Source organism: Bifidobacterium sp. LH_417 (assembly GCF_056357035.1).
Genome location: NZ_JBKEVI010000010.1, coordinates 84,793 through 102,570, shown reverse-complemented (window position 1 = coordinate 102,570; position 17,778 = coordinate 84,793). Strand labels below are relative to the sequence as shown.

General features: G+C 65.4%; 11 protein-coding genes. 2 read left to right on the top strand and 9 right to left on the bottom strand.

Features of this window, described 5'->3' with window-relative positions:
- Positions 1 to 634: 634 nt before the first annotated feature.
- Positions 635 to 1,906 carry a VanZ family protein gene (locus AC1AYR_RS07455; protein ID WP_476512153.1) on the bottom strand — a complete coding sequence of 424 codons (1,272 nt, stop codon included), beginning with the start codon at positions 1,904 to 1,906 and terminating at the stop codon, positions 635 to 637.
- A 189-nt stretch (positions 1,907 to 2,095) separates the two neighbouring features.
- Between AC1AYR_RS07455 and AC1AYR_RS07450 the strand changes: the two genes are divergently transcribed.
- On the top strand, positions 2,096 to 3,298 hold the full coding sequence (locus AC1AYR_RS07450) for a LacI family DNA-binding transcriptional regulator (protein ID WP_476512152.1): 1,203 nt from the start codon (positions 2,096 to 2,098) through the stop codon (positions 3,296 to 3,298).
- Between the two features lie 242 nt (positions 3,299 to 3,540).
- Here AC1AYR_RS07450 and AC1AYR_RS07445 read toward each other — a convergent pair whose 3' ends face one another.
- The gene (locus tag AC1AYR_RS07445; RefSeq protein ID WP_476512151.1) at positions 3,541 to 4,878 is read right to left on the bottom strand and encodes an ABC transporter substrate-binding protein; all 1,338 of its coding nucleotides are present in this window, start codon (positions 4,876 to 4,878) and stop codon (positions 3,541 to 3,543) included.
- Positions 4,879 to 5,066: 188 nt separating this feature from the next.
- Here AC1AYR_RS07445 and AC1AYR_RS07440 point away from each other — a divergent pair, with 188 nt between their 5' ends.
- Complete coding sequence (locus tag AC1AYR_RS07440; RefSeq protein ID WP_238567584.1) at positions 5,067 to 6,086, top strand: LacI family DNA-binding transcriptional regulator; 1,020 nt, start codon at positions 5,067 to 5,069, stop codon at positions 6,084 to 6,086.
- A 73-nt stretch (positions 6,087 to 6,159) separates the two neighbouring features.
- On the opposite strand, the gene AC1AYR_RS07435 is transcribed toward AC1AYR_RS07440, so the two are convergent.
- From AC1AYR_RS07435 to dnaA, 7 genes are all read right to left on the bottom strand, one after another.
- Positions 6,160 to 6,774 carry a DUF3566 domain-containing protein gene (locus AC1AYR_RS07435; RefSeq protein WP_034525637.1) on the bottom strand — a complete coding sequence of 205 codons (615 nt, stop codon included), beginning with the start codon at positions 6,772 to 6,774 and terminating at the stop codon, positions 6,160 to 6,162.
- Positions 6,775 to 6,830: 56 nt separating this feature from the next.
- A complete protein-coding gene (gene gyrA, locus AC1AYR_RS07430) occupies positions 6,831 to 9,536 on the bottom strand; it encodes a DNA gyrase subunit A (protein WP_476512150.1) in 2,706 nt (901 codons plus the stop codon).
- 114 nt (positions 9,537 to 9,650) lie between these two features.
- Positions 9,651 to 11,753, bottom strand: a complete 2,103-nt coding sequence (gyrB, locus tag AC1AYR_RS07425; RefSeq protein WP_420796381.1) for a DNA topoisomerase (ATP-hydrolyzing) subunit B — start codon at positions 11,751 to 11,753, stop codon at positions 9,651 to 9,653.
- Between the two features lie 199 nt (positions 11,754 to 11,952).
- The gene (locus AC1AYR_RS07420) at positions 11,953 to 12,423 is read right to left on the bottom strand and encodes a DciA family protein (protein WP_476512149.1); all 471 of its coding nucleotides are present in this window, start codon (positions 12,421 to 12,423) and stop codon (positions 11,953 to 11,955) included.
- Positions 12,420 to 13,634, bottom strand: a complete 1,215-nt coding sequence (recF, locus tag AC1AYR_RS07415; RefSeq protein WP_476512148.1) for a DNA replication/repair protein RecF — start codon at positions 13,632 to 13,634, stop codon at positions 12,420 to 12,422. The genes AC1AYR_RS07420 and recF overlap by 4 nt, the downstream gene beginning before the upstream one ends.
- Positions 13,635 to 13,835: 201 nt before the next feature.
- Positions 13,836 to 14,960, bottom strand: a complete 1,125-nt coding sequence (gene dnaN, locus AC1AYR_RS07410; RefSeq protein WP_476512159.1) for a DNA polymerase III subunit beta — start codon at positions 14,958 to 14,960, stop codon at positions 13,836 to 13,838.
- 948 nt (positions 14,961 to 15,908) lie between these two features.
- Entirely contained in the window at positions 15,909 to 17,465 is a 1,557-nt protein-coding gene (gene dnaA, locus AC1AYR_RS07405; RefSeq protein WP_476512147.1) for a chromosomal replication initiator protein DnaA, read from the bottom strand.
- Positions 17,466 to 17,778: the final 313 nt, after the last annotated feature.

The following is a 17,778-nucleotide window of genomic DNA, read 5'->3' as shown; positions in this document are numbered from 1 at the left end:
AAACGCGCATGGAGGGGACGCAAGACCCGCCGTCCGTCAGGATGGAAGGCAGACCCCCGCGAAGTGCGAACCAAGCAGCCGGGCGACCGGCGTCAGACTTGGAGCGGACGGCCGCAAGACCGTCCTGCAAACTAGAACAAACTAGCTTGCAACGGCAACCTCCCCCAAACGCGTTGGTTCCGTGCCAAGCTTGGCACGCATATGATGCTGACGGAGCGTTGGCGGCGGAAGCATGCCAGCCTTGGCACGGAACCAACGCGTAAGAGGGGCCATCCGGCACCACCGTGCCAAATTTGGCACGGAATCAACGGCGAGAGCCTTCCAACGAGGGGAGCGTGCCAAGCTTGGCACGGATGCGACGGTAAGACGCCTTTCAACGAAGGAAGCATGCCAGCCTTGGCACGCAAGCAACACAACCGGCACAGAACCAACGGAGACGGCACGGAGCCAACGGACGGGTACGAAACCGACGGAGACGGGTACGAAACCGACAGAGGTGGTACAGAACCGACGATTCCGATCATCACGCCGGTATGGCGCCGCAGCCGGGTCACCCATGTCAAATCAGCGCCGTCAATCCCACCCGTTACGGTATGGCGCCGCAGCCGTATCTCCCGCCGAGCCACCAGACATATCACCCAGTCGTATCACCCGCCGAACCGCCAGCCGTATCGCCCGGAATGAGGTCCCACGGCATACGACGGAAAAGTACGGCGAAGGCGAACAGGATGATGAAGCCGATCATGGAGGTGCGCAGCAGCCCGTTGCCGGCCATCAACGAACCGGATGCGGCGGCGGCCACGGCCGAGGCGCCGTCCGAAGCCAACGCCCCGGAAGCACCATCCGTCCCGGAGACTCCAGAGACTCCAGAGACTCCAGAAACTCCAGAAACCCCGGACATATCCGCCGATCCGGCCGCCACGAACCCGGTGATCGCCATGACCGTCAGCACGCCGAGCACCACCGTGCGCACCGCATAGAACGCCACGCGAAGGCCGCCATGCCGCGGCACCGTCTCGATGGTCATATGCGTGAACATGCCACCGAGCGTGGCTCCGCGGTGCGCGAGCGGCACGAGCAGCTCGAACACGAGGAACGCGAGCGCCGCCGCGGTCGGCGCGATCGCGTTCATCCAGCCGATGCCCACCGTGATGCGCCCGCCGAACAGCGCGAAATCGCCGTTCGCGAGCGGCGTGGCGAGCGCGTGGAACAGCAGCACGACGGCCATCGTGAGCGGGAAGTACGCGGCCACAACGAGCATCATGTCGATGACGAACGTGACGGCGCGGTGCAGCGCTCCCGGCCGCGTATTCACCTCGTCGCGGCCCGGAAGCGCGGCGGCCGGCACCCATGCGCCGAACAGTTTCGCGATGCCGAGGCCGACAATCGCGCCGAGCGTGTTCGTCATCAGATCGTTGACGTCGAACTGGCGGTAGGCGCACGGGTAGAGTCCCCAGAATCCGGTGAGCTGCGATGATTCGATGAACAGCGACATGGCGAACCCGCCGCCGACCACCGCCCACCAGCGCCAGCGCAGCCAGCGGGCGAGCACGAAACCGAGCGGCACGAAGAACACGACGTTCATCACGAGCTGGAGCAGCCCGTAAAGGCCTCCGTACTGGAGGTCCTCGAGGAAGCGCAGCGGGTTGAGCTGCGGCGCGTAGTCGCCCACGTGCGCCGCGCAGAAGGCGTCCGGATCGTCGGGCATCGGGTAGAGCGTGAACGCGATAAGACCGGTGAAGTACAGCACGCTCAGATAGGACGCGCCGACCGACAGCGCGCGCAGGCGATGGTATCGGTGGTAGAGGCCGGCGAGAATCGGCAAGGTGAGTACAAGCGCGACCAGCGGCCACAGCAGCAGCGCGATTGCGAACGACGTGGAGAAATAACCCAAATAGCCAAGCATCGCGCCCCACTATAGCGGTTCCGCTTCCTCGAACGATGGGAACCGCCCGGCCACACGCGCGGGATGACAACGGTTTCACCCCATCGTTATCATGGGCGGCAGCGGCATGATTTCCCGTATGCGAGACGCACAACCGACGCCCACGTGGACCGAGACTGCCGCGACGACAACCGAGACGCGAGGAGCAGTATGAGCGCGAAACGGAATGATTTCAATCACAGGCCCACTATCTATGATGTGGCCGAGCGCGCCGGAACCTCGTATGCGACGGTCTCCCGCTATCTCAACGGGCGCAGCGGCGTGGCCGCGAGCACGGCAAAACGCATCGAGCAGGCGATCAAGGATGTCGACTACACGCCGAGCGCGGCCGCGCGGTCGCTCGCGCAGCAGCGCACGCATCTCATCGCATTGATCATCCACGCGCGGTCCGAGGACATCATCACCGATCCGAACATCATGCAGATCATCGCCAGCGCGAATGCGCGCGTCACGCGTGAGGGATGGCAGATGGTCACGTTGATGAGCGAGAACGACGGCGAGTCACGCGCCAATATCGAACGGCTGGTGTCCGGCGGATTCGCGGACGGCTACCTGCTGTACACGATGGAGGAGGATGACCCGCTTCTCCCGCTGTTCGAACGCCGCTCGATGCACGCGGTGATCTCCGGCACCGGATACCGTCAACAGCCACCGTTCGTGTCGGTGGATGTCGATAACGTCGCCGCGATGAGCGAGCTCATCCGGTACGTGTTGACGGGGGAGACGCACTCCGCCGGCGGTGACGCGGATGATGCGGACACCACGGACACCACCACTGCCGGCGACGCGACGGCGGCATTGCGCCGCACACGCCCCGCCTACATCTGCGGCCCGTTGAACATGCCGGGCGCGCCGGAGCGTCTCGCCGCGTTCCGAGCCGTCACCGGCGAGCTGCTGCCGGACAGCGCCGACTCCCTGCCCGTCCACTACGCGGCGGATTGGAAGACGACGAGCGCCGCCGCGGCCGTCCGCGCATGGGCGGAGGACGGCACGTTGGCGACGCGTGACGCGATCATCTGCGCGAACGATACGCTCGCTTTGGGTGCGATCGAAGAGCTGCACCGGTTGGGGTACGACGTGCCCGGCGACGTGGCGGTGTCCGGGTTCGACAATAGTTCGGCGGCCACATCGATCACGCCGCGACTGACCACGGTGGATCAGCATATGGAGCGTCGCGGATGGGTGATGGCGGGACTGGTCATCGACCAGATCCGCGACACCGACAAGAACGGTGACGGGAACGGTGACGGGAACGCAAGCGCGGATGACGCGGGGAACCCGGATGATGCGGGCGCTGCACCGTCGAAGACCGTGATGCTCGCCACCGATCTGGTAATCCGCGAATCCGCGTGAGCCTCGCGCGTGACAATCACAGACAGTCCGCAACCATCACGGTTCCCTCCGCAACCGTCACGGTTCCCTCCTTGGTTTTGCTCGTTGTTCCGTGACCAACCAAGGAGGGAACCGTGATCACGAAGGAGGCCGGGCCCCGGAGGAATGGGACCCGGCCTGATGTGAAGGAGCTTCAGGAGAAGTCTGGAGGGGGAGCGGCGCCGAGGCACCGCTCCGGTTGGACTGGATGGGCGTGACCGGCGTCAGCCTTGCTTGACGGTGAAGCCCTGATCGCTGCCGTACTTGGCGAGCGCCTTCTGGAAGGCCGCGAGACCCTTCTCCAGCGTGGTGGACTTGTCCGTGTAGGCCTTGCCGACGTAGTCGCCGTAGATGCTGTTGGCTTGGCCGGCGTAGGGGAGGAACTGGAAGGATTCGGTCACCTGGTTGGCGGCCTCCGCGAGGACCTCGTTGTAGGCCTGGTCGCCGAAGTAGGCGCGCACCTCATCGGAGCCCTTGAGGAAGTCGGCGTCCTTGAGCGTGGCCTTGTCGGCCGGGAAGGCGCCGCCGTCGGTGCGGATCTTGATGCCTTCCTTGCTGTGGTTCGCGAAGTCGATGAACTTGAACGCGGCGTCCTGGTTCTTGGAGGCGGCGGTCACGGCCAGCGCGGAGCCGCCGTTCTCGCCGTTGGACGGCTTGGAGGCGTCCCAGTTCGGCTGGAGGGCGACGCGCATGTTGCCCTTGGCTGCCGCGGAGTTGGAGACCAGGTTGGCGGGCATCCACGCGCCTTCGAAGATGGTGGCGATGGTGCCGTCGCCGATGCCGCGGTTCCACTCGTCGGCCCACGTGGCGACCTTCGTGTTGATGAGGTCCTCGTCGATCATCTTCTGCCAGAAGTCGGCGACGGTCTTCACCTGCGGATCGGACGTGAAGTTGATGGTGACGTTCTCGCCCTTGGACTCGTACGGCTTGGCGCCGGCCTGCCACAGGAACGCGGTCATCACCTTGATGTCGCCGGCGTCGGCGGTGATGTAGTAGTCGTCGCCGAGGGCACGGATCTTCTTGGCGTCCTGATAGTACTCGTCCCACGTCTTCGGGGCCTCGGTGATGCCGGCCTTGTCGAACGTGGCCTTGTTGTAGAACATGGCCTGCGGACCGGAGTCCATCGGCAGCGCGTACACGCCGTCGTTGAGGCTCACCGAGTTCCAGGTGCCCGGCGTGTAGAACGTGTCGTAGCCGGAGGTCTTGTCCTTGATGTTCGCAAGCTGGCTCTGCTCGCCGATCACGAACTGCGGGACGGTCATGTATTCGAGCTGGACGACGTCGGGGATGCCGCTGCCGGCCTGAATCGCGTTGTTGAGCGAGGTGACGGTGGTGTCCGCCTTGCCGGTGTTGTTGAACTTGATCGTGATGTTCGGGTACTTCTTCTCGAACGCCTTGATGACCGGCTTGAGCGTGGGCTCCCATGCCCACAGGTTGAGCGTGACGTCGCCGTTCGCGTCGCCCGCGGCGCCTTGGCTCGACGATCCGCCGCATGCGGCCACGGATACGAGCATCGCCGCGGCTCCGACCACCGCCACGGTCTTCTTCAGTGAGAACTTCATGGGTTCCGTCCCTTCCTTGGGTGCTGCCGCACGTCGCTCCATCATCGGCGTGTGACCGGTTACGCTTCGATAGTATACACTGGTGTGTGACCGGTCACAACCTGTGTGTCGTTTCACCGGCGAGACGAACGACGGCCACGAAGGACGGAAGACCTATGACGACGAAGCAGCCACCTACGATGTCCACTATGACAACCGCACCGAAGAAACCCACCATCCGCGACGTGGCACGCCTCGCCGGCGTCTCCTACGGCACGGTCTCGCGCTATCTCAACGGCAACGAGCATGTCTCCCAGGACGCCGCCGAACGCATCGCCGCGGCCATCGAGCAGTCGCACTACACCCCGAACAAGGCCGCCCGCTCGCTCGCGCGACAGCGCACGCAGACCGTGGCGCTCATCATCCAGGTCGAGTCGAACGAGACGATGGTGCAGGCCAGCGTCTCCGAGGCGATGGTCGGCGCCAACCAGGTGCTCGGCGACGCCGGATACCAGATGGTCACCATCATCGCCAATTCCGACGAGTCGACGAGACGCATCACCCAGCTCGTCAACAGCGATTTCGCCGACGGCTACCTGCTGTTCTCGTTGAGCGAGGACGACAGTCTCGCCAACGCGTTCCTGGACGTCCGACGCCCGGTCGTGCGCTCCGAGGCGAGCGACCGCGGCGACCTGCCATACCCGGCCATCGACTTCGCCAACAGGGACGGCCAGCGCGCGATCACACGGTACCTGCTCGACAACGGCAGAACGCGTCTCGCCTACGTGTGCGGACCTGGATACTCGCCTACGTCCGGCAACCGTCTGGACGGCTTCCGGGATGCGGTGGGCGACGCCTACGACGAACGCCGCGTCTACTACGCGGATGATTGGGAGATCACCAGCGGCGAGATGGCGGCTGTGGCGTTCCAGCCGCAACTCGACCGGATCGACGGCATCGTATGCGCCAACGACAGCATCGCCATCGGCGTGATCAACCAGCTCGCCCGGTTCGGGTACACGACTCCCGACGACATCGCCGTCACCGGATTCGACGATTCGCCGCTCGCCCTGCTCGTCAACCCGAAACTCACCACGGTCCGGCAGGATTCGCAGCTGCACGGCCGCGCGATGGCCGAGGCGTTGCTGCACATGCTGCACGGCGCCGCCATCGAGCCTCACCACGTGGAACTCCTCCCCACGTCCATCGTCAAACGTCAGTCCGCCTGACCCCGCCGCCAAACAGCTCCGGATACGACGAAGGCCCGCCGAAGCGGGCCTTGCACGATGCGCTCGATGGCGATCAGTCGTCGCCGAGCGTCACATGAACGCCGCCGACGAGCGAGCTGACGACGTTGTAGATCGCGGCGACCACCACGGCGAGGATCGTGAGCAGCACGATCTCGACGATGGAGAAGATCGTCACGGCGGACAGCACGGTGGGCAGGGAGAACACCTGCGCCAGGTTGAAGCCGTCCGCGTTGAGGCCGGTGGAGGCGACGATCTGCGTGATCTGGTCGAACACGCCGACCGCGTTGAGCAGCAGCCAGACAAGGGCCGCGGCGACGATCTGGATGAGCGCTCCGGCGATGGACATCATGAACGACACCTTCGCCACGCTCCACACGTTGAGACGCGTGAGAGACAGGTTCATACGACGGGCGCGCGGCGTGCCGCGGCGCACGGCCGGACGGACCTTGATGCCGCCGGACGCCTTCGCCTTGGATTCGGCGTGCTCGCGGGCCTGGGATTCGTCGATCAGCGGCTTGTTGGACACGGAACGGGCCACGCGCGGCGCATGCCCGTCCGCCGGGGCGACGGCGGGGGCTTCGGCCGGGGCGGCCTCGCCTTCGGGCCGCTCAGGCAGCTTCACTTCCGGCACGGGCTCCTCGTGCAGCTCTTCTTGGTTGTCGCTCATGTTGCTCCTTCACGATTCGCTGAATCTCTAGAGAGACTAGCAATCTTCGCAGACGATTACGCCTGCTCCGGTTCGTTGTTCACAGTCTCCGCGCCGGTCTCAGCCACGGCGGGGGCTTCGGCGACGGCACCCGTCGCATCCGCGACGGTCTCCGGCTGGTCCTCGTCGTCCTTCTCCTCGTTGCGCGCGATGGAGATGATCTCGTCGCCCTTGTCGGGCTTGGCGAGGGTGACGCCCTGCGTGTTGCGGCCGGTGCGCTTGACCTCGGCCACGGCGGAGCGGATCACCTTGCCGGACTTCATGATGGCGAGCACCTGGTCGTCCTCGGAGACGACGACCGCACCGACCAGCGAGCCGCGGCCCTCGGCCAGCTGGACGGCCTTGATGCCGAGGCCGTTGCGGCCCTGGAGACGGTACTCGGAGATCGCGGAACGCTTGGCGAAGCCCTCGTTCGTGACGACGAGCAGGTCCTTGTCGGTCTCGGAGGGCACCACGTCCATGGCGAGCAGCTCGTCGCCGTCGCGGAACTTCATGCCCTGCACACCGGCGGTCTGGCGGCCCATCGGGCGCAGCTGGCCGTCGTCGGCGGCGAACTTGAGGCTCATGCCGAGCTTGGAGACGAGGATGATGTCGTCCTCGGCGTTGCACAGCGCGGCGCCGATCAGCTCGTCGGCCGCCTCGCCGTTCTCGTCGGCCATGAGGCGCACGGCGATGAGTCCGCCCTGACGCGGCGAATCGTATTCGGACAGCGCGGTCTTCTTCACCTTGCCGGAACGCGTCGCGAGCACCAGGTACTTGGCGACCTCGTAGTTCGGGATGGACAGCACGGCCTGGATGCTCTCGTCAGGGCCGAACTGCAGCAGGTTCGCCACGTGCTGGCCCTTCGAGTCGCGCGAGCCTTCGGGCAGCTCGTACGCCTTGAGGCGGTACACACGGCCCTTGTTCGTGAAGAACAGCAGCCAGTTGTGCGTCGAGGTGAGGAAGAAGTGGTCCACCACGTCGTCCTCGCGCAGCTTGGCGCCCTTGATGCCCTTGCCGCCGCGGTGCTGCGCGCGGTATTCGTCGGCCTTGGTGCGCTTGACGAAGCCGGAGTGCGTGACGGTGACGACCACGTTCTCCTCGGGGATCAGGTCCTCCTCGGTCATGTCGCCGGAGAACGGCAGGATGCGCGTGCGGCGGTCGTCGCCGTACTTGGCGACGATCTCGTCGAGCTCGTCGCCGACGATCTTGCGCTGGCGTTCCGGCTTGGCGAGGATGTCCGCATAGTCGGCGATCTTCCTCATGAGCTCGTTGTGCTCGTCGAGGATCTTCTGCCGTTCGAGGGCGGCGAGACGGCGCAGCTGCATCGCGAGGATCGCGTCGGCCTGCACCTGGTCCACGTCGAGCAGCTCCATCAGGCCGGTGCGCGCGGCGTCGGCGTCGGGGGAGCGGCGGATCAGGGCCACGACCTCGTCGATCATGTCGAGGGCCTTGAGATAGCCCTGCAGGATGTGGTCGCGCTCCTCGGCCTCGCGCTTGAGGTACGCGGTGCGGCGGGCGATCACGTCGAGCTGGTGGGCGACCCAGTGACGCACGAACGCGTCGAGGGAGAGGGTGCGCGGCACGCCGTCGACGAGCGCGAGCATGTTCGCGCCGAACGTCTGCTGCAGCTGGGAGTGCTTGTACAGGTTGTTGAGGACGACCTTCGGCACGGCGTCGCGCTTGAGCACGAGCACGAGGCGCTGGCCGGTGCGGCCGGACGTCTCGTCGCGCATGTCGGCGATGCCCTGGATCTTGCCGTCGCGCACGGCCTCGCGGATGGAGACGACGAGACGGTCCGGGTTCACCTGGTACGGCAGCTCGGTGACGACCAGGCACATGCGGCCCTTGATCTCCTCGGTGTTCACGACGGCGCGCATCGTGATGAGGCCGCGGCCGGTGCGGTACGCCTGCTCGATGCCCTTGTGGCCGAGGATCGTGGCACCGGTGGGGAAGTCGGGGCCCTTGATGCGGGCGATGAGCGCGTCGAGCAGCTCCTCGCGGCTCGCGTCCGGATGGTCGAGCGCCCAGTGCACGCCGTCCGCCACCTCGCGCATGTTGTGCGGCGGGATGTTCGTCGCCATGCCGACGGCGATGCCGGACGAGCCGTTGCACAGCAGGTTCGGGAAGCGCGCGGGCAGCACGGTCGGCTCCTGCGTCTTGCCGTCGTAGTTGGGCACGAAGTCGACGGTCTCCTTGTCGATGTCGCGCACCATCTCCATCGAGAGCGGGGCCATGCGGCACTCGGTGTAACGCATGGCGGCGGCCGGGTCGTCGCCGGGGGAGCCGAAGTTGCCCTGGCCGTCGACGAGCATGTAGCGCATCGACCACGACTGGGCCATACGCACGAGGGTGTCGTAGATCGCGGAGTCGCCGTGCGGGTGGTACTTGCCCATCACGTCGCCGACGACGCGGGAGCACTTGTTGTAGCCGCGGTCGGGGCGGTAGCCGCCGTCGTACATCGCGTAGATCACGCGGCGGTGCACGGGCTTGAGGCCGTCGCGCACGTCCGGCAGGGCGCGGTCCACGATGACGCTCATCGCGTATGCGAGGTAGGACTCGCGCATCTCGACCTGCAGGTCCTTGCGCTGGATGCGTTCGCCGGTCATCAGGCCGTAGTCGGTGTTGTCGGCCTCCTGCGGGCTCAACGGCTCCATCGAGCCGTCGCCGGTCGGCTGGCCGTCGATCTGACCGTCGGCCTGGCCGTCAAGCTGGCCGTCGCCGTTGTTGTTCTCATCTGCCACTTGTCGTTCCTTCTATCGTTCAAGTTCGTTATGCCGCCCCCGCCGGCGGGGGCTCCCGTGAAGCGGGTGGAGTGGTCGCCCGGCGGCTTCCGGGAAACCGCCGGGCGACCACCCTTACGCGTCGATCCAGGCGGCGTTGCGGGCGTTGCGCTGGATGAAGAGGCGGCGGGGTTCGACCTCGTCGCCCATGAGCATCGAGAACGTCTCGTCGGCCGCGGCGGCGTCCTCGATCTGCACCTGCTTGAGCACGCGGTGCTCCGGGTCCATGGTCGTCTCCCACAGCTCCTGGTAGCTCATCTCGCCCAGACCCTTGTAGCGCTGGATGCCTTCGCCCTTCGGCAGCTGGCGTCCCTTCGCCTTGCCTTCGGCGAGCACGCGGTCGCGCTCGGAGTCGGTGTACACGAAGTCGTGCGGGCCCTTGGTCCACTTGAGGCGGTACAGCGGCGGCATGGCCACGTACACGTATCCGGCGGTGATCATCGGGCGCATGTAGCGGAAGAACAGGGTGAGGTTCAGCGTGGCGATGTGCGCGCCGTCCACATCGGCATCGGCCATGATGATGACCTTGTGGTAGCGCACCTTCGACAGGTCGAAGTCCTCGCCGTAGCCGCCGCCGACCGCGGTGATCAGCGATTCGATGGTGTCGGACTTCATCATGCGGTCGAGGCTGGCGCGCTCGGTGTTGAGGATCTTGCCTCGCAGCGGCAGGATGGCCTGCGTGATCGGGTTGCGCCCCTGAATCGCGGAGCCGCCTGCGGAGTCGCCCTCCACGATGAACAGCTCGCACTCCTCCGGGTTCGAGGACTGGCAGTCCTTGAGCTTGTCCGGCATGCCGGCCGACTCGAAGATCGACTTGCGGCGCGTGTTCTCGCGCGCCTTCTTCGCGGCCAGACGTGCGCGGGACGCCTCGATGGCCTTCTGGATGATGTTCTTCGCCTCGCCCGGATGCGCGTCGAACCAGTCGCCGAGCTTGTCGGTCATGACGCGCTGCACGAAGGTCTTCGCCTCGGAGTTGCCGAGCTTGGTCTTCGTCTGGCCTTCGAACTGCGGGGTGGTGAGCTTGACGGACACCACGGCCGTCAGGCCTTCGCGCACGTCGTCGCCGGACAGGTTCTCGTCCTTGTCCTTGAGGATGTTCTTCTCGCGCGCGTAGCGGTTGACGAGCGAGGTGAGCGCCGCGCGGAAGCCCTCCTCGTGCGTGCCGCCCTCGGTGGTGGAGATCGTGTTGGCGAACGTGTGCACGGCCTCGGAGTAGGCGGTGGTCCACTGCATCGCGATCTCGGCGGAGATGCCGAGCTTGAGGTCCTCGGCGTCGAAGTTGATGACCTCGTCCTCGACGGGCGTCGCCTTGCGGGACTTGACGAGGTAGTCGACGTAGTCCTTGATGCCGTTCGCGTACTGGTAGGTGACGCTCTGGTGCAGCTCCTCGGCCACGTTGTCGCCGTCGCCGGCCACCTCGTCGCCCGCCTGGTCGACCTGACGCAGGTCGGTCAGCGAGATCTTGAGGCCCTTGTTGAGGAACGCCATCTGCTGGAAGCGGGAGCGCAGCGTCTCGAAGTCGTAGACGGTGGTCTCGAAGATCGCCGGGTCCGCCCAGAACGTGACGGACGTGCCGGTGGACTCGCCCTCGGCCATCGGCTCGCCCTTGGCGAGGCGGTCGGTCGGGTGCTGGTTGATGTACGTCTGCGTCCAGTGGAAGCCCTGACGGCGCACCTCGACGTCCACGCGCGTGGAGAGCGCGTTGACGACGGAGATGCCGACGCCGTGCAGGCCGCCGGAGACCGCGTAGCCGCCGCCGCCGAACTTGCCGCCGGCGTGCAGCTTGGTCATGACGGTCTCGACGCCGGAGACGCCCTCGCCGGGCACGATGTCGACCGGGATGCCGCGGCCGTCATCGACGACGCGGATGCCGTTGTCCGGCAGGATCGACACCTCGATGTGGCTCGCGTAGCCGGCGAGCGCCTCGTCGACGGAGTTGTCGACGATCTCGTACACGAGGTGGTGCAGGCCGCGCGGACCGGTCGAGCCGATGTACATGCCCGGGCGGATGCGCACCGCCTCGAGGCCTTCGAGCACCTTCAGATCGGAGGCGTCGTAGTGCTCGGGGGTCATCGACTCGTCGAGCTCGCCTTCCTGCAGTTCGGTGGTGTTGATGTGTTCGTCCGCGGCCTTGAGCTGTTCTTCCTTGCTCTCGGCATTGTCCAACGAATCCGCCACAGGGCTTCCTTCCTACATGTTCCCTGCATGTTCTTCACGCGAAGGGTTGTTTCGCGGGCCTATGCCCCAAAATCGCCCGTTAAGGGCCCATGAAGCGTTTCGGCCATACTGCGGGTAATTCTACTCGTTTTCACCGACGAACGCCATAGCGCCCCGTAGAAACGCGTTTACGGCCTATTTGCCGCATTCATGCACGACGTCACCGCCGCCGGGCCCATTTGCGCGTGTAGCCGGCGGCGGGGCCGACCACGCGGATCCGTTCGACCGTCAGTCCCTCCAGATTGCGCCGGATCGTGTCCTCCAGCTGCGGGATCAGGTAGGTGAGCTGCGTCGCCCATACCTGCGATTCGGTGCCGATCGTGAGCACCCCGTCGCGCAGGGCGATCACGTGCGAGTGCTGCGCGATGGCGGGCCCGACGACGCGATCCCAGTGGTTGTTGAGTTCGGAGAGTTTGAGATGCGGGATCCAGTCGCCGTCGCGCGCGATCATGGCTGCGACACCGCCGAGCCGAGCCGGGTCACGCCCGGGTTTGCCGAAGTTCTCCCACGCGGCTTCGGCGCGGGCGGCGCGCGCCTTGCGCGATGACTCGCGTGCCGCGTAGCGCTCGAACACCTGCGCGGGCAGTTCGCGCGGGTCGAGCTTCAGCGTCACGGCGATCGGCGGTTTCATCGCGTCGTCGCCTCCGCCGTCACCGCGACGGCGCCAGCGCCGGCCGCGGCAACCTCCGCCGCGCGCCGCAGTTCGCCCACGTCGATGACGTTCACCGTGCGTCCCGCCGCGCTTGGCGGCATCGCGGGGATGTCGCCCGCTGCGGCGACGGTGATGAGCACCTGGTCCTGATGCATCGCGAAGTCGAGGATCTGTTCGCGCCGCGATTCGTCGAGCTGTGCGAACACATCATCGAGGATGACAATCGGCCTCATGCCGCGCTCCTCGCGGATGACCTCGAACAGGGCCATCTTGAGCGCCAGCGCCATCGTCCACATCTCGCCGTTCGACGCGAACTCGCGCGCCGGCATGCCGTCGAGCGTGACGGCGAGGTCGTCGCGCTGCGGTCCGATGAGGTTCATGCCACGCGCCACCTCGCCCGCGTACAGGCGCTGGAAGTGGGCGGCGATGGCGGGCCGCGGGTCGGCCGCGGCATCGCCGTCGTGGCCGGCGGGCATGTCCGTCGCCTCGGCGAAGGACGGCGCGTAGGCGAGACCTGCCTCGCCGCGCCCGGACGCGAGCCGCGCGTAGATCGCGGCGAACGGGCCGGCGAGACGGGCGACGATGCGCGCACGCACGCGCGTCAGTTCGAGTCCCGCGTCGATGAACTGGCCGGTCCAGAGCTCCAATCCGCTCAGCGTCGCGTCGAACGCGCCCTCGCGGTTCTGCAATTGCTTGAGCAGGGCGGCGCGCTGCCGGGCGATGCGCGTGAACTGCTGAAGCCGTTCCGCATAGCAGGGGACGAGCAGCGCGCCCGCCTGGTCGAGGAAGTTGCGCCGCGTGGCAGGCTCTCCGGCGACGAGGCGCTGGTCGTCGGGCGTGAACGCGACGGACGGCACGTCGCCGACGATGTCACGCAGATAGCGGGAGGGACCAGCGTCGACGCGTGCGCGGTTCGCGCCGCGCGCCGCGATCGTCGCCTCGTAGGTGACGGTACGCGCGTCGTCCGTCACGTTCGCACGGATCGTGGCCTTCGTCGCGCCGCGTTCGACAAGCGGCAACGAGGACGACGTGCGATGACTGGTTCCGGTGGACAGCACCTCGACCGCTTCGACGATATTCGTCTTGCCGAGGCCGTTCGCGCCGTGGAGCACGTTCACGCCGGGCATGAAGTCGACCACCAGCTGCTCCCAGGAGCGGTAGTGGTCGAGCGCGAGGCGGGAGACGTACATGATTGCGGCCTTTCGGTGACGGCGGGGGAGTGGGGCGAAGTGGGGCACACCGGAATGTTAGGTTTTGTGGGTTTTTCGGGACTCTTGCGGGACGGGGAAGGCCGGAGCGCGGGGCTCCGGCCGTGATAGCGGTGATGATATCTGCTGCGGCGGGCGATGTTGTGATACCGGAAGCGATACCAGAATCACCGTCGCATCGAATCAGCTGTTGAAGCGCATCGGAACGAGCAGGTAGCGGTAGTCCATCGACTCGTCGGAGTCGGATTCCTGCTGACCGTTGAATTCGACCGGCTTGACGGCGGTCGTCATCTTCATGCGGATGAATGGTTCGGTGATCGCGCTCAGACCCTCGATGAGGTAGGCCGGGTTGAACGCGACTGTGATGTCGTCGCCGTCCATGTCGATGTCGAGCACTTCGGTGGCCTGCGCCTCGTCGACCGCACCGGCGGAAAGCGTGACTTCCTGGCCGGAGAACACCATGCGGATCGGGGCATTGCGCTCGGCGACCAGCGCGACTCGCTTGATCGCGGCGATCAGCGACTGGCGTTCGACCACCGCCTGAATCGGGTAGTCGTCGGCGAACAGACGATCGACCGCCGGGAACTCGCCGTCGATGAGCTGCGAGGTGGAGGTGCGGCCGGCGTTCTCGAAACCGAGCAGCGACGGGGAGTCCACGTCGAAATCGACGACGACGTTCTGATGCTCGTCGAGCGAACGGGCGATGTCGCGCAGCAGCGAACCGCGGACCAGCGTCGTCGTGTTCACGTCCATGTCGTTCGGCGTCCAGGTGAAGCTGGCGCGCGACAGGCGGAAGCGGTCGGTCGAGGTCATGATCACCTTGTCGCCATCGAACTGCATGCGCACGCCGGTGAGGACCGGGCGGTTCTCCTCGCGGGAGACCGCGACGCATGCCTGGGCGACCGCCTGCACGAAGGTCGGGGCGTCGACCTGGCCGAGTTTGCCCGGGATTCCGGGCAAATCCGGGTATTCGGCTTCGGGCATGAGCTGCAGCGTGAAGGTCGACTTGCCGGAGGTGATCGTCATCGTCGAGCCATCGGTGGCAAGGTAGGTCTTTTCGCCGGGCAGCGACTTGGTGATGTCGGCGAGCAGCTTGCCGAGCACAAGCACCGAGCCGGCCTCGTCGACGCCAGCTTCGATGTGGTGGCGGGCGGAGATCTCGTAGTTGAACGCCGACAGCTGCAGCGTGCCGTCAATCGCCTCGAGACGGATGCCCGCGAGGATCGGATTCGACGGTCGCGCGTCGATGACCCTGGTGGTCCACGCGACGGCGTCGGCCAGCGCTGCGGAATTGATTTCGACCTTCATGGTGCCTGCTTTCGTGTCGTTTTCGTTCGCCATGCGCGATTCTCTCGCACAATGCGTTGTGGCGAACGAATTTCGCGTTTTTCGTGAGCTGGAACTCATTCTAGGCGATGCGCTCCGCGCTGCGCTTCGCTCGCGCGGAAGGTGAGGTTCCCACTATGGTGAGTTAAGAGAAACCGTAAGTAGTAGTCGTAATAAGGCTTGTGGATAGTGTGGAAAACCTCCGGTAAGGGCTTGTGGCGACTTGTTTTGCAGAATGAGGAAAAATGTGGATAACTCATCGAAATATTGTGGATAAATCGGCGAGTTATCCACAGGTTGTCGTTCTCTCTTGAGTTTTCCACATGCGGCGTGCAGTCATCCACGTGTTATCCACATCGAAACCGGCAGTCATCCACCGGTTTTCCACTGGGGTTACCCACATTTGTGAATAAGTATGTGGATAACTTTACCCTAATTTTTTCGGCTTCACGGAGTGTCGCGGGATGATTTCGGCCGGGAGAATCGTTTCTGGCGAACGTTTTCAGTGGAATTTGCGAAGTCGGCTCGCCGGGGTACGTTTTCGTTCGCCATGCGCAATCGAGCCGGCCGAAGGCCGCCGATGCCCCTCGCTTCGCGCCCATGCGGCCGCGCGCCGCGCACCTACGGTGCGAACCACCCCCTCAGTCCGCCTGCGGTGCGAACCGCCCCAGTCCGCCTGCGGCGCGGCGGCCGGCACCCCCCCTCAGTCCGCCTGCGGCGGCCAGCTCCCCCTGAAAGGGGGCGCAAACCCGTCATGCCCCGTCTTTGCTCCCCCTCGTAGGGGGAGCTGGCGGCGGAGCCGACTGAGGGGGTACACCCGCCCTGCCTTGTTTTTGCTCCCCCTGAAAGGGGGCACAAATCGGTCATGCCCCGTTTTTTGCTCCCCCTTTTAGGGGGAGCTGGCGGCGGAGCCGGCTGAGGGGGTAACCCCTACTTCTGCTTGAAGTCGGTGTTGCCCTGCTTCAGCCTTACGGTCAGCTCCATCACGTAGTTGTAGATCTCCTGACGGTCCTGCATGCCGTTCGAGATGCGGTCGCAGGCGTGCATCACCGTCGTATGGTCCTTGCCGCCGAACACCTTGCCGATGTCGACGAGGCTCAGACTGGTCATTTCGCGCGTGAGGTACATGGCGACCTGGCGTGCGATCGCGATGTTCTTCATGCGCGACTTGCCGACGATGTCGTCAAACGACAGGTGGAAGTACTTCGCCACCTGGCTGATGATGTCGGTGGGCTTCACCTCCACGTCGGTGGTGAAGAAATCCTGCAGCGTCTGCTCGGCCATCGTGCGCGTGACCGGCTGGTTGCTCAGCGACGCGACGGCGGTGACACGCGTCAGCGCACCTTCCAGCTCGCGGATGTTCTCCGTGAAGCGTTCGGCGATGAGATCGAGCACATCGTTGGGGATGTTGCTGTGGTTCATCGAGGCCATCATGCGCAGGATCGCGATGCGGGTCTCAAGATCCGGCGGCTTCACGTCGACGGTCAGACCGGAATCGAAGCGAGAGATGAGTCGCGCCTCGAAGCCCTTGAGGTTCTTCGGCGCCACATCGGAGGCGATGACGATGCGCTTGTTCGCCTGATGCAGCGCGTTGAACGTGTGGAAGAACTGCTCCAAGGTGGCTTCCTTGCCGCCCAGGAACTGGATGTCGTCGATGAGCAGGACGTCGACCTCGCGGTACCGCCGGTTGAACTCGGCGATCTGGCCCTGGTTCTGGGTCGTGTTCTGCAGCGCCTCGATGAATTCGTTGGTGAACTCCTCGGAATTCACGTAGCGCACCTTGAGGCTCGGGTCCTTGACGAGCGCGTAGTTGCCGATCGCGTTGAGCAAGTGGGTCTTGCCCAGACCGGAGCCGCCGTAGATACACAGCGGGTTGAAGTCGCGGCCCGACCCCTCGGCCACGGCGAGTGCGACGGTACGGGCGAAACGGTTGGAATCGCCGGGGACGAACGTGTCGAACGTCGCGTTCTTGTTGAGATGCGTCTCCGGATCGCGAGCCACCTTGTTGCGGCTCATCGGGTATCCGGCGGCGGTGGCCACGTCGACCGGGGTCGGCATCGTGGCCGGCACGTTCGGCACCGGGCCGCGCGAGCCGAACGGCTCCTTGCCGAGATCGGCGATCGATGGCGGATTGCTCTCGTCTACCGTCGCGGCTCGCTTCGGCGCCGTCGCGGTCCGACGGGCGGGAGCCGGCTTCGGTGACGTGTGCCGCTTCGGCGCGATCTTGAACGCCGGCGTCATATCCTGGCCGGTGACCATGTTCATCGCGTCGAGCAGCGGCTGGCGCAATTCGTTCTCCAGCGCCTGACGGGTCCCGGCGTTCTCGACGCACAGCACGATGGTCGTGCCGAACACGCCCTCCGGGTACACGCCTTCCAGCCATCCCTTGTCGCGCGGGGAAAGCGAGGAATTGTGCTTGAGCAGCGTCAGCGTGTCGGACCAGATATGGTTGGCCTCGGTCACCGGGTCGCGGGGTTCATCGGCCATGCCGGTCCTCCTTCCACTGCTCGAACGAATAAAGTGCGCACACCATTGTTACTCATAGCTTGGAAGTTATCCACAGGCTTGCGTGTTGCAATCATTGGATTGTGAATAACATTCCTGTAATTTGTGGATAACTCGCGGCTTCGGAACGGCGTCATATGGCGCTTTCGGCGTGTCGCGGCGTGTCGTGTCGGAACGGTGAATTGTGAATGAAATGCACCTGTGTTGACGTTGGGGGAGGGGTGAGGGTAGTTTGGTATAGCTTGACTCACGTGGGAGCCGCGCGTCAGCGTGGCCGAAAGACTTAGGAGCACAA

Excerpts from the sequence above, each read along its gene's own strand:
- recF (WP_476512148.1), bottom strand. The coding sequence starts at position 13,634 with ATGTACGTCTCCCGCCTCGCGCTCGACCACTACCGCTCCTGGGAGCAG.
- AC1AYR_RS07440 (WP_238567584.1), top strand. The coding sequence starts at position 5,067 with ATGACAACCGCACCGAAGAAACCCACCATCCGCGACGTGGCACGCCTC.
- AC1AYR_RS07445 (WP_476512151.1), bottom strand. The coding sequence starts at position 4,878 with ATGAAGTTCTCACTGAAGAAGACCGTGGCGGTGGTCGGAGCCGCGGCG.
- AC1AYR_RS07455 (WP_476512153.1), bottom strand. The coding sequence starts at position 1,906 with ATGCTTGGCTATTTGGGTTATTTCTCCACGTCGTTCGCAATCGCGCTG.
- AC1AYR_RS07420 (WP_476512149.1), bottom strand. The coding sequence starts at position 12,423 with ATGAAACCGCCGATCGCCGTGACGCTGAAGCTCGACCCGCGCGAACTG.
- AC1AYR_RS07435 (WP_034525637.1), bottom strand. The coding sequence starts at position 6,774 with ATGAGCGACAACCAAGAAGAGCTGCACGAGGAGCCCGTGCCGGAAGTG.
- dnaA (WP_476512147.1), bottom strand. The coding sequence starts at position 17,465 with ATGGCCGATGAACCCCGCGACCCGGTGACCGAGGCCAACCATATCTGG.
- dnaN (WP_476512159.1), bottom strand. The coding sequence starts at position 14,960 with ATGAAGGTCGAAATCAATTCCGCAGCGCTGGCCGACGCCGTCGCGTGG.
- AC1AYR_RS07450 (WP_476512152.1), top strand. The coding sequence starts at position 2,096 with ATGAGCGCGAAACGGAATGATTTCAATCACAGGCCCACTATCTATGAT.